The 11,121-nt window shown below is 30.5% G+C and carries 13 protein-coding genes and 1 tRNA gene; 6 read left to right on the top strand and 8 right to left on the bottom strand.

The genetic code is table 11. From position 1 onward, the window contains the following. Nucleotides 1-68: 68 nt before the first annotated feature. Nucleotides 69-1,079, bottom strand: a complete 1,011-nt coding sequence (locus ABJF52_RS11290) for a WYL domain-containing protein (RefSeq protein ID WP_348150088.1) — start codon at nucleotides 1,077-1,079, stop codon at nucleotides 69-71. A gap of 402 nt (nucleotides 1,080-1,481) precedes the next feature. Here ABJF52_RS11290 and ABJF52_RS11285 point away from each other — a divergent pair, with 402 nt between their 5' ends. The 4 genes from ABJF52_RS11285 to ABJF52_RS11270 all read left to right on the top strand — a co-directional run bounded on the left by ABJF52_RS11285 (nucleotide 1,482) and on the right by ABJF52_RS11270 (nucleotide 5,494). Next, nucleotides 1,482-2,798: a reverse transcriptase domain-containing protein gene (locus ABJF52_RS11285; protein WP_348150086.1), complete on the top strand. Its 1,317-nt coding sequence runs from the start codon at nucleotides 1,482-1,484 to the stop codon at nucleotides 2,796-2,798. Next, the gene (locus tag ABJF52_RS11280; RefSeq protein ID WP_348150084.1) at nucleotides 2,795-3,580 is read left to right on the top strand and encodes a hypothetical protein; all 786 of its coding nucleotides are present in this window, start codon (nucleotides 2,795-2,797) and stop codon (nucleotides 3,578-3,580) included. Before ABJF52_RS11285 ends, ABJF52_RS11280 begins: the two co-directional genes overlap by 4 nt. Before the next feature lie 51 nt (nucleotides 3,581-3,631). Beyond that, nucleotides 3,632-4,981 (top strand): AAA family ATPase, encoded by a 1,350-nt coding sequence (locus ABJF52_RS11275; protein ID WP_348150082.1) that lies wholly within the window; start codon nucleotides 3,632-3,634, stop codon nucleotides 4,979-4,981. A gap of 96 nt (nucleotides 4,982-5,077) precedes the next feature. Then, nucleotides 5,078-5,494 carry a hypothetical protein gene (locus ABJF52_RS11270; protein WP_348150080.1) on the top strand — a complete coding sequence of 139 codons (417 nt, stop codon included), beginning with the start codon at nucleotides 5,078-5,080 and terminating at the stop codon, nucleotides 5,492-5,494. Nucleotides 5,495-6,028: 534 nt separating this feature from the next. Here ABJF52_RS11270 and ABJF52_RS11265 read toward each other — a convergent pair. The 7 genes from ABJF52_RS11265 to mce all read right to left on the bottom strand — a co-directional run bounded on the left by ABJF52_RS11265 (nucleotide 6,029) and on the right by mce (nucleotide 9,693). Then, nucleotides 6,029-6,349 (bottom strand): hypothetical protein, encoded by a 321-nt coding sequence (locus ABJF52_RS11265; RefSeq protein WP_348150078.1) that lies wholly within the window; start codon nucleotides 6,347-6,349, stop codon nucleotides 6,029-6,031. Between the two features lie 162 nt (nucleotides 6,350-6,511). Then, on the bottom strand, nucleotides 6,512-7,216 hold the full coding sequence (locus tag ABJF52_RS11260) for a hypothetical protein (RefSeq protein WP_348150076.1): 705 nt from the start codon (nucleotides 7,214-7,216) through the stop codon (nucleotides 6,512-6,514). Between the two features lie 4 nt (nucleotides 7,217-7,220). Further along, entirely contained in the window at nucleotides 7,221-7,700 is a 480-nt protein-coding gene (locus tag ABJF52_RS11255; RefSeq protein ID WP_348150074.1) for a hypothetical protein, read from the bottom strand. Nucleotides 7,701-7,783: 83 nt separating this feature from the next. After that, nucleotides 7,784-8,083, bottom strand: coding sequence for a DNA-binding protein (locus ABJF52_RS11250; protein WP_348150072.1), 300 nt, complete (start codon nucleotides 8,081-8,083; stop codon nucleotides 7,784-7,786). 136 nt (nucleotides 8,084-8,219) lie between these two features. Then, nucleotides 8,220-8,945, bottom strand: a complete 726-nt coding sequence (locus tag ABJF52_RS11245) for a hypothetical protein (RefSeq protein WP_348150070.1) — start codon at nucleotides 8,943-8,945, stop codon at nucleotides 8,220-8,222. 125 nt (nucleotides 8,946-9,070) lie between these two features. Next, a tRNA-Ile gene (locus ABJF52_RS11240) sits at nucleotides 9,071-9,144 on the bottom strand. Between the two features lie 144 nt (nucleotides 9,145-9,288). Continuing rightward, the gene (mce, locus tag ABJF52_RS11235; protein ID WP_348150068.1) at nucleotides 9,289-9,693 is read right to left on the bottom strand and encodes a methylmalonyl-CoA epimerase; all 405 of its coding nucleotides are present in this window, start codon (nucleotides 9,691-9,693) and stop codon (nucleotides 9,289-9,291) included. 106 nt (nucleotides 9,694-9,799) lie between these two features. Between mce and rbfA the strand changes: the two genes are divergently transcribed. Beyond that, nucleotides 9,800-10,192, top strand: a complete 393-nt coding sequence (rbfA, locus tag ABJF52_RS11230; RefSeq protein WP_348150066.1) for a 30S ribosome-binding factor RbfA — start codon at nucleotides 9,800-9,802, stop codon at nucleotides 10,190-10,192. After that, nucleotides 10,189-11,121: ABC transporter permease (locus ABJF52_RS11225; RefSeq protein WP_348150064.1), on the top strand; the 933-nt coding region annotated here is incomplete at its 3' end. The genes rbfA and ABJF52_RS11225, both read left to right, overlap by 4 nt.

The raw sequence follows: 11,121 nt of genomic DNA, 5'->3' as shown, positions 1-11,121 counted from the left end.
CTATGTTATAATCTAATTAATTAGACAAACTGATTTTAAAACTTAAAGATATGTATACAAAGTATAAATTAATTATAGATATCTGTACTTGATTCTAAAAGCTTCTTAATGGTTAATCGCAAATGTTTTGGTTCCAAAACCTCTATACCACTACCAAAGGATAAAAGCATCTTATTTAATTCGTAGTTGGGGATGACCTCTATTGAAAATGTACAACTGTTATTAGTTTCTTCAACTTTCTTTTGGGAACCATGTATAGGTTTTGTTTTAATATAAGGGGCTAATTGAGTAGTTGCTTTTAATAGAATCTTAGAAGCTTTGGCTTCTGTAGGTTTCGTTACTCCAATAATGTCTTCAAAATACTCCTCAAAATCTAACATCTGGCTATTGTCAAAAGATATAGAGGCATGATCTATTTGTTTAATACGATCTAATGCCAGATTTGTCAAGTTATCATACCCGTCATTTTTACCGAAAACAAACCACCGGTTGTTATACTGTTTCAAGTGATAAGGATGAAAAGTAATTTCTTGTGGTACTGTACTATTAAAAGATTGATAAGAAACCTCCAATGCCTGTTGATTTTGAATTGCAGTGAATAAATCCGATATATATTCAGCACCTATAAGAAACTCATTCGTATCAAAGCTTATAATCTCATTATTTTGGTTGGATAAATTAAAGGTTTTATCAAGCTTAGGCAGTAACTCATTTACCCACTCAAATTGCGGAAGCCCTTTAAAACGTCTTAAAACTAACATGGCAGATTTAATCTGCTCCGCTTCATTTTCATTTAATGGTTGGTTGTTGATAGAAAAAGAACTGTCATCATACCTATAATAAACCCTTTTACCGTCTTTTATCTTTTCTATTGGAATAGACCAACCTTGAGCAGATTCCATAAACCTTACATCATCATAAAGTTGTCTCTTTCGTATTCCCTCGGTAGTATTATCAAACTCAAATAATGATGCGTTGCATGCCTCTAGTAAATCTTCTATAAAATATCGCTTACCTGTATTTCGAAAGCATTTATCAAGAGTCTGATATCTAATTACAGCATGTTTGTTGGTTGACATGGTATTCAATTTACAATAAAAGTAACCATATTGAATGCAGTTTATATGCACAGGTTAATTTTTATTTTCTATTACGCAAGAAATTGATTTCTAAAAACTATTTTCGGGGTTTATTTTTATCAATGCGAATAGAGTGCATTAATCGCATGAATATTTGCAGAGTTCTTTGAAACAACCGAAATTGAAATATTGCCTTGCCTATTCTTCGGAATAGGTTTGTCTGCTGCATTCGGCAGATGGTTGTAGTTCGCTACAACAAAATGTTTACGTGTTATTTGTAGTAATCTATAAAATAGCAATATTGAATATTATAATTTATTTTATTTATAATTATTATACTGTAGTAGCTATACATAAAGAAAGAGTATAAGATTTCGGTTGATTTTCAAAGCATTATATATTATGAAAACAAACCAAGTCCAAAAAAAAGAACTTACTAAGCTATTCAAAGAAATGAATAGTAAATCTGACTTTTTACATCTTCTAAACTACTCTAAATCTATAATTTATGGAGACAAAGCTTTTCCATTCACAGAAAAACAACTCAACTTCTACATTAATTTAAATAAAGCGCCTAAAAATAAAAAAAGAGGGGCTTATACATCTTTTGAAATAAAAAAAAAATCTGGTAAAACCAGAACAATTCATGCTCCTACAAAGGGCCTTATTGAGTTTCAATCATGTTTAAACATTATTCTTAGTACCATATATACACCTCATAAATCTGCTTATGGTTTTGTAGTAGGCAAATCAATTGTAGATAACGCCAAAAATCACGTGAATAAAAATTATGTTTTTAATATTGATTTAAAAGATTTTTTTCCAAGTGTTGACGCCAAAAGAGTTTGGGGCAGGCTACAAGTACAGCCATTCAATCTGGGGTCAAGTAATGAAAGAAAACAAATAGCAAATATGATAAAGGTAATTTGCTGCACACCAATGACAGTAGAAAGGCTAATAAACAATGAATGGACTAGCCAAATAGCTTCCGTTTTACCACAAGGTGCGCCAACATCTCCCATTCTTACCAACGCAATTTGTGAACGGTTAGATACTAGACTAACAGGATTGTCAAATAGGTTTGGGCTTAATTATTCTAGATACGCAGATGATATTACTTTTAGTAGTATGCATAATACCTATAGTAATGAAACTGGTAAAAAGGAGCCTATTTACGAAAAGAATAGTTCTTTTGACAAGGAACTAAGACGAATTATAAGCTCTCAGAATTTTCATATTAATGAAGATAAGGTTCGATTACAGAAAAGAGGTTACAAACAGGAAGTGACTGGGTTGATTGTAAATGAAAAAGTAAATACACCCAAACAATATGTTAAGGAATTAAGGCAATGGATCTATTTTTTGGAATCAAAAGGATATAATCATGCTTATGAATTGTTTTTAAGAAAGTATGCAAAAAACAAAGAAATAAAAGGGTCTGGGAAACCCAACATGTTCCTGGTAATAGAAGGCAAATTATTGTATTTAAAAATGATAAAAGGAGATACTAACTCAACTTATATAAAGCTTAAAGCACGTTTTGATAAGTTAGCAAAAAATAGTACTCCCGATTATAAGATAGAAACCGTTAAACCTGTTGCGCTTATAAGCGAAAATACAAGTGATTATAATAAAACCAAAGACTTCAACAACATTATAAAAGTTATGCTTAATGAAGGTTTGGAAAAAGCAATGAACCTATATAAGTCAAAGAAATGAGTCAAGTAGATAAGGAATCGTTGGAGAAATTATTAGTGTTTATAACTGAAATATGTGAGGATGAAAATAATGGTTGGTTTCGGGAAAAATTAATTTCTACGGTTTACAAATCTTCTAAAGGAAGTAAAAATATTGACAGCATATATGAGTATTGTGTAAAGGAAGTTATAAAAGATCAAGCATTGAAATTTTATAAGGATTTCAAGTTAACAGAAATTAAGTCAAAATTAATTGATGATTTTATAAGAATGGAGCAATTTAAAAGAGAAGATAACTTTGAGGATTTTTGTTTGGCTATGTTTCAGCAGGTAGAAAATATTGTTACTCACCTTTATTCGAAATATAATTTGAATTTAAAAGTGACTTCTGATTCTAATTTATATTTAATATCTAGATATAACTCCACACAAAATAAATTTATTAGGGATAAAAGAGGCTTACAAATTGGTCATTTTATATTTCAAAAATATAAAGAGAGAGGTCCCATTAATGTTGAAACACAAACTTGGTATTATAGCAATAAATTTAGAGCCGTACTTCTTTATTATTATTTTAATAATAAAATTGAATATGACACCAAAAAGTTCGATGCAATGTATAACATTGCGAATGAATTATATCAAATGAGAAATTTAAATCATCGTGGGTCTGAACTTTCATCATATCAAGAAAAAATGGTCAATAAAATTATTCCAAACTATAATCGATATTATTTTAGGTTTCTCGGGTTTTTAGAAGATTTAATAACTGGCATTAACAACAATCTACCTGTGCAAGTATAATGCATACGTATGAATCATCTTTGTATTGTTGAATAATTAAAGCGATACATTATGAAGAATGCTATTACAATTTTAGATCACTTACAATTCGATTGTCCAACTTCTGAGCAGAAGAATGCTCTACTAGGAATGTCTAATTTCGTCAAAAAAGCTAATGGTGATGATTTCTTTATTTTGTGTGGTGCTGCTGGTACAGGTAAAACATCTATAACCACAGCTTTAATTGGTTATTTAAACTCAAAATCTATTGCTTATAATATTGCCGCACCAACTGGAAGAGCTGCTAGAATTTTAGGTAGAAAATCTAAAACCGTAAACAGCACTATACATTCATTAATTTACAGTGTAAAGTCTAATGCTGAAACAGGCGAAGTAGAATTTCAGTTGAAGACTAATGACATTAAAGACTTCAATGTTTTTATTATTGATGAAGCTTCAATGATTGCTTCAAAGGTACAGAATGAAACTAATAATTTATTTAAATCGAAAAACTCTCTTTTATCAGATTTGATTCAATTTGTCAAAGGCGGAAACCCAAAAAATAAAATTATTTTTTTAGGGGATCATAACCAATTGCCACCGGTGAATGAAAAAGAATCTTTAGCACTTTCAAAAGACTATTTATCTGATAAGTTTTATCTAACTGGCACCGCCAAATTACTTACTGAAGTTAAGCGTCAAGATGATGGAAGCTACGTGCTTAAAAATGCAAATACGTTGAGAGAGGGGATAGAAAATAAGCAAACTAATGTTAATCTTATTGGTATTGCAAAACTATCTATCGAGGATGCCTCTAAAAGTTATATTTTAGATTATTTAGCAAATGGCCAAGAATCTATAATTTCAATTGGCACTACCCATAATATGAACAAAATGTTCAATAATAAGGTAAGGTCTAAAATATATGGATATAGTGCTAAAGTTATTGAGTTGGATGACTTATTATTAGTTACCCAAACATGGAAAAGAAATGGTCATCAATTATATAGTGGCGATCATGTACTCGTTAAAGAAGTCAATTTAAATGATATTGAATACGTTGCAGGTCTGAGCTTTGCGCCAATAAAATTAGCGTCAAAAAACTTAAAAGGTGAAGAGGAAATCATTGAAGATTATGTTCTATTAGAGTCCATTATAAATCCTCGCGGGCTAACAATGAAACAGGAAAATCGTTTGCGACATGAACGTTTTAAAAAGAATAAAGTTTATCGTCAAAGTCTAAAACCATCGGATGATAAATACATAGGAGCAATTAGAACAACTTACGGACATTCTATTACATGCAATAAGGCCCAAGGAGGTGAATGGGATAATGTTTTAGTAAATTCTTTTTATATGCCTACTTTGAAGTATCAATATACTGCTATAACCAGAGCAAAAAACGAGGTTAGATTTTATTAGACCATCTAAAACCTCCATTGCGTTAATGCATATTGAGTTCTTTCTTATTAACACTTTTATTTACGGTGAGTCTTCATGTAAATCTAATATAAAAAAATGATAAAAATACAATTCATGGAGCCCCATACTAGACCTTGTTTGTGCTGTGGAAATACAACGTTTATCTTAACCAGGTTCGTAGACAGTAACAAAAGCGCTCGAGCCGTCTATTACGCAAAATACACCATGGGACATACGGATAAAATCGTTAATTTAATTATTGGTTTAGGAGATTGGGGAGAAAATACAATACATAAAAATAGAACTGCATTTCCTTTACAAATTTGGAAAAAAAATGGTGAATACATAATAGATCTAATTGACAAATCAGAAACCCCATGGTTTAGAGTGGATTATTTAGGAAGGATATTAGATCGGCAAGAATCTCAAGAACATAAATTACTTAGAGAGGCAATGGATATTACCTCACAAATACTTTTAAAGGATAAAAATATTATAGATTATCTTAATTAAATGTAATGAAACCTAGTTTACAGAAAACGATATCAGAATACGGAATCATGCCAATTAAAGAGATGTGTTACTTAATGATATGTCCTACCATTTCTTCAATAAATTCGCTGCTATTTTAATTCTATATGAATAACATATTATGACATAAGTATATTGTAATAATATAATTATCAAATAATTAATTTCTTCAAAGTTTAAAAGTAAAAAAACACCACATGGACAGTAGTGGTGCTTTGTTTCTTTATTCAATCCCAATTATGGTGCTTGAATTTATGATAAAAAATAAAGTGTTAATTTCATTTTACATAATTTCTTAATCTGCCATTTTTACAATCTCCTTAAAGATAGACCCGTAAATCCTAAACAGTTATAATTATGTTTATATGATATAATTATAATGAAACATTATAATTATAATAGAATAATCAATTATTATATAAATAAAACTTCCTTTAAAAGCTCTTCAACAGTTATTTGCAAATTCGCGTATTCTTCTAATTTTTTCTCATATGTTATGACAATTTGTGGTTCTACTCAATCATTAAGAATTAACTGATTAACATATTTAGCTATTTGATTAATATTAATCCCAACTTTATTTACTTGTTTGGCCAATTCACTTACACTATTGAGAAAGGCTACAGGGTTAGGATGTGCTGGCTTCCTAGTTTCATCCAGCAATACATACCTAATGTATCCAGAAAAATTATACTGAATTTCCCTTTGTCTGGCTAAAACAAGCTCCTCCTCTTCTTCATTTAAATAAATTGCAAATCTTTTACGTTTTAAATGATTGGGTAGTTTTTTTCTGCCACCTCTAGGTGTACTAAATTCTATTGTTGTTTTTCTTTTCATAAATGCGAGTTCCGAGTTTTATTTTTTCCACGAAGTGGCAAGAGGTTTTTGGTCAATTCAGTTTTGAGGGGGTGTAAAACACATCTTGCCCCACTTTTGCCGAACAATAATTTTAGACCTCCGTTTGAAGGGGAATCTATTTATTGGCCACTAAATAAAAAATCATCTTCTACTTTCACCGCTAACATTAAGTTCAATAAGATTAAACATTTCATAGAACCGGTCTTCAACCCTGGAACCATATCTTTTACCAACGTCTTGAGGAGTTAAGTTGCTTGTAATATGTGTTCTAACTCCTTTATTTACAAATTCGTTATAACGAGCTTCCATTATTCTAATGAATATATCCTCTTTGCCAAATACATGAATATTATTTGCCAAATTTTCAGCGCCTAAATCATCGAACATAAAACTACCTTTAGAGTAATTCTTTACTATATAATCCTTATTTCTTGCCATATTAAATTTATCAACCACTTCTTGGCAGTCAATCCTTGGAAACCAAAATTGTCTTTGTTGATATTTAAAATAAAGACTTTGAATAATTTTTAAACTTGTAGTTTTTCCGCTTCCTTTATTGCCGTATATAAAAAGCCCCTTATTTAGGTGTCCTCCATGTTCTGTTTCAAATGTCATATCTCGACTAAAGTATTTGCAAAGCAGGTTCAAATAGAGTTTATTATCTGAATCTACTGTAAATACTTTCATCCTGCTCTGAGCATAAAAAATAATGGCCTCTTGGTTGAAAATAATTTTTAGTTTTTTTAAATTCCAGTTGCTCTTTTGGGTCTTGTTTAAGGTATTGTCTGAGGTATGTTTGTTTCTAATATTTCGCAACACCACCTTTGGAGAAATTTGCCTGCTCATTTTTTTATTTTAGTGGTCCTCTATCAGATTTATTATTTACATCCATGTCATTGGAACTTGGATTATTGTTTAAAAAAAAGTCAGTATTATTTAAATCTCTTTTTTTATGATACTTAGTATTACTTTGTGCAAGGTTTTCCCGTAGACGGATAATTTCAGTGACGTGTTTTTTCCAACGCGGTGAAATTTGGAGTGCCTCCGGTTGTAATAAATAATTGTTGCCCGCAAATTTTCCGTTTTTCCTGGACTGTTTTATTTTAATTATCCAACCCGAATCAATCAAATCACGCATGTATTTACGCAACGATTCAATAGAATACCCTAATGAGGATGCCAGGTTTTTGTTATAAAAATCCCAAGAGTCAGGTTTACAAGCTAAAAAGACAAATAAAAACCTAGCCCTGTCAGATAAATAAGTATTATTAATTAATTCATTTGGTACGATTGTAAAATTCTTTTTAATGCTATTTTTAAGTAAATTCATAAGATTAGTATTTTTATAAATCGCATTTTATTTCATACGATTTAATTAAAGATTAAACTGCTTAATGGATTCGGTTTTGTACACTAATACTTGAACTTGCCATTTTTGAATAAGTGCTTATTAACCAAGTCATCTACTTCTTGGCTTGTTGGGGAATGATTTGTTAGTAGCCATTCTTCGATTTTCAGCCTATCAAAAAAGAGAGAACCTTTTGTTGGTTTTGTAAATGGAATAAGGTTTAAAGAGGTTAAACGATAAATGTTTTTATCGCTCCATCCTGTATAGGTCATTAAATCCTTTAAATTGAACACTCTTTTCTGAGCATATAAAGAATCCTTGAAAATTAACTTCAGCTCTTCAGCTGTAATAGATAGTTTACTCATTCTAAAATATTTAGATTATTAACTAGAGTAAACGACGTCGTTTATGTTTTTGAATTCGAGGTGAAAATTACTGAATGGTGCTGAATCTAGATGAATAGAAAGCGAAAAATTGGCTTATAATGGTGACATGTCATTATTATTTCCTGCTAAAACTGGCAATCATTATTTCTAATTGTTCAATTTTATTTTGAAAATCTGTATCTAAAGCTTTTTTATTATTTTTTGAAGATGTGTTTCTATAAGACGTTTCGCTAATTTTTTTCAAATCTTTATTTAAAAAAAGTTCTTTTCTTCTTGCTAGGGACGAAAACCCTATTGCCCTACCTTCAAAAACTTTAAAAACACATCTTATTTGAGCTAAATTTAAATTCAGAACAATTTTAAAATTATGCCCAAAGTCTTTTCTTAAAACGGAATCAAATACTCCTAACGAAGTAATCTCTCTTTTTATAAATTCAACCAGAATAAAGTAATCATGTAAAGTTCTAATTTCTGAAGGGCTTAGATTTAAATTAAAATTTTTTGGATTAAACTTTCTTAACCTTAATACCTCTGGTTTTGATATTATTTCATCAGGCATCTTTATTTTTTGGTTGGAAACAATAAGATTGTAAACCTCTATTGTGTAAACAATGAATATGAAATAGACAAAAATTATGGGGATAATCCATTTAGAATTATCCACCAGCTTTATTATCTGATAATAACTTAGAAAAAATGTTATAATAAATCCGAGAAAACCAATTTGAAGAGCAGATATGTTATTCTTGAATATCTTCCAGTTATTCCATCTTATCTTTGTCTTGTAATAAAAAGGAATAAGAAATTTCAAGCTTTCTAAAACATAATTTTTATTCAACATAATTACTAATTTTCCTTAAATTAGTGATTATTAGAACAATATAAAAACAAAATGTTCAACCCATGTTCAACCCATTAGAAAATAAAAAACCCTTCAATTGCTTGAAGGGCTTACTCTCACTAATGTGGTCCCACATGGACTCGAACCATGGACCACCTGATTATGAGTCAGGTGCTCTAACCAACTGAGCTATAGGACCGGTTTACAATAAAATTGATGCGAATTCGCAAAAACCCTCTTGAAAAGGTTGGCAAATTTACGCATTACCTCCAACTACGCAAAATAATGCTCTTTCATTTCGTAATAAAATTTATATTTTATTCATAAATAGGGTCGCTTAGCACTATTCAAGTGCTTCTTGACATAGTTCTATTAAAATTCCGTTTGCTGATTTTGGGTGAATAAAGGCTACCAATTTATTATCAGCTCCCTTTTTAGGTGTATCATTAAGCAAGGTAAAACCCTCCTTTTTCAATCGAGCCATTTCAGCAACAATATCAGTAACTGAAAAGGCTATATGATGAATACCCTCACCATTTTTCTCAATAAACTTAGCAATTGGACTTTCATCTGATGTAGCTTCCAGCAATTCTATTTTATTCGGTCCGGATTTAAAAAAAGAAGTGCGAACACCTTCAGATACCACTTCTTCAATTTTATAATGCGAAGTGCCCAATAGTTTCTCAAAAAGTAAATTTGAAGCCTTTAAACTTTTTACAGCAACCCCTAAATGTTCAATTTTATCCATGTTTCTAATTAAAAGCACTTATTCATTTTCACAATACTCTCAAAATTACAATTTTGAGAGGTGTAACAATAGTTCTTGATTATCGAATATATCGTATTTTTGTGGCATGGAAACGCAACGACAGAAGAAGATAGCAGGAGTCATTCAAAAAGATATGGCCGATATACTACAACGTGCTGCTACTGATGGCGGCTTAAAAGGTATATTAATTTCTGTAACTAAAGTTTCTGTAACTACAGATTTGTCCATTGCTAAAGTATATTTGAGCATTTTTCCAGTTAAGTCTGGTGAAGAGTTATTAAAAGGAATTCGAAGCAATCAACCATTAATAAAACACGAATTAGCACAGCGCACTAAAAATCAACTTAGAAGGGTGCCGGCATTACAGTTCTATATTGATGATTCTTTAGATTACATTGAAAACATAGAAAAATCTTTGAAAGGCGATGAAAATCCTATTGAGAATCGTGATTTGCTTGACAAAAGAAAGAAAATTTGAATTTCACGTACTACATCGCGCAGCGTTATGTACGGTCTAAAAGCAGCCAAAACGCTGTAAACATTATTAACTTTATTACTTTTCTAGTTACCGTAATTGGATCGGCAGCTTTATTTATTGTCCTATCTGGTTTTTCTGGCTTAAAAACCTTTAGCCTTTCATTTAGTAATTCATTTGATCCAGATTTAAAAGCATTACCTGCTACTGGGAAGTTTTTTTCTATTCCAGAAGAAGCATCAGAGGCTTTAAATAGTCTTGACGGAATTGTTTCATATTCACGAGAAATAGAAGAGAAAGTATATCTTACTCATAAAGAAACTGGTGATATTGCTAATATAAAAGGGGTAGATAAAGCCTATGAAAAAACTATTGGCGTAGATAGCACTATAATTTCTGGAAATTGGACAATTGATGAGAAAAGGGGGGTTGCCGGAGTTGGAATTATGCGATTACTTAATCTAACTCAGAACCAATTTAGAAACCCTTTAATTATTCTTGTTCCAAAACCTGGTAAAGGTTCTTTATCACAACAAACAAGCCCTTATAACGAATTACCAATGGTCATAGGTGGTATATATTCCGTAGAAGAAAATTTAGATAAAAAATACATTTTTACTGACATAGCAACGGTACAAAACCTCCTAGAGAAAGATAGTACACAAGTTTCTGGTCTAAATTTTAAAATAAAAGATGCGGAAAACATTTCGGCTGCAAAAGCTGACATTAAAAAAATATTTGGAGACACTGTAATTCTAAAAGATCGACAGGAATTAAATAGTTCTTTACATAGAATGTTAAATACTGAAAATTTAGCCACCTATCTAATTTTTACATTAGTATTAGTAATTGCTTTATTCAATGTTGTTGGTGCAATTATTATGATGATTTTGGATAAGTTAAGTAACCTAAAAACCATGTATAATTTTGGT

Origin of the sequence: Aurantibacter sp. (assembly GCF_039941195.1) — a bacterium.
Taxonomy (GTDB): domain Bacteria; phylum Bacteroidota; class Bacteroidia; order Flavobacteriales; family Flavobacteriaceae; genus Aurantibacter_A.
Note: the sequence above shows the minus strand (reverse complement) of the source record. Positions and strands in the feature narration are given on the sequence as shown.

Excerpts from the sequence above, each read along its gene's own strand:
- ABJF52_RS11275 (WP_348150082.1), top strand. The coding sequence starts at position 3,632 with ATGAAGAATGCTATTACAATTTTAGATCACTTACAATTCGATTGTCCA.
- ABJF52_RS11265 (WP_348150078.1), bottom strand. The coding sequence starts at position 6,349 with ATGAAAAGAAAAACAACAATAGAATTTAGTACACCTAGAGGTGGCAGA.
- ABJF52_RS11260 (WP_348150076.1), bottom strand. The coding sequence starts at position 7,216 with ATGAGCAGGCAAATTTCTCCAAAGGTGGTGTTGCGAAATATTAGAAAC.
- ABJF52_RS11270 (WP_348150080.1), top strand. The coding sequence starts at position 5,078 with ATGATAAAAATACAATTCATGGAGCCCCATACTAGACCTTGTTTGTGC.
- ABJF52_RS11290 (WP_348150088.1), bottom strand. The coding sequence starts at position 1,079 with ATGTCAACCAACAAACATGCTGTAATTAGATATCAGACTCTTGATAAA.
- ABJF52_RS11245 (WP_348150070.1), bottom strand. The coding sequence starts at position 8,945 with ATGTTGAATAAAAATTATGTTTTAGAAAGCTTGAAATTTCTTATTCCT.
- ABJF52_RS11280 (WP_348150084.1), top strand. The coding sequence starts at position 2,795 with ATGAGTCAAGTAGATAAGGAATCGTTGGAGAAATTATTAGTGTTTATA.
- ABJF52_RS11255 (WP_348150074.1), bottom strand. The coding sequence starts at position 7,700 with ATGAATTTACTTAAAAATAGCATTAAAAAGAATTTTACAATCGTACCA.
- ABJF52_RS11250 (WP_348150072.1), bottom strand. The coding sequence starts at position 8,083 with ATGAGTAAACTATCTATTACAGCTGAAGAGCTGAAGTTAATTTTCAAG.
- mce (WP_348150068.1), bottom strand. The coding sequence starts at position 9,693 with ATGGATAAAATTGAACATTTAGGGGTTGCTGTAAAAAGTTTAAAGGCT.
- rbfA (WP_348150066.1), top strand. The coding sequence starts at position 9,800 with ATGGAAACGCAACGACAGAAGAAGATAGCAGGAGTCATTCAAAAAGAT.
- ABJF52_RS11285 (WP_348150086.1), top strand. The coding sequence starts at position 1,482 with ATGAAAACAAACCAAGTCCAAAAAAAAGAACTTACTAAGCTATTCAAA.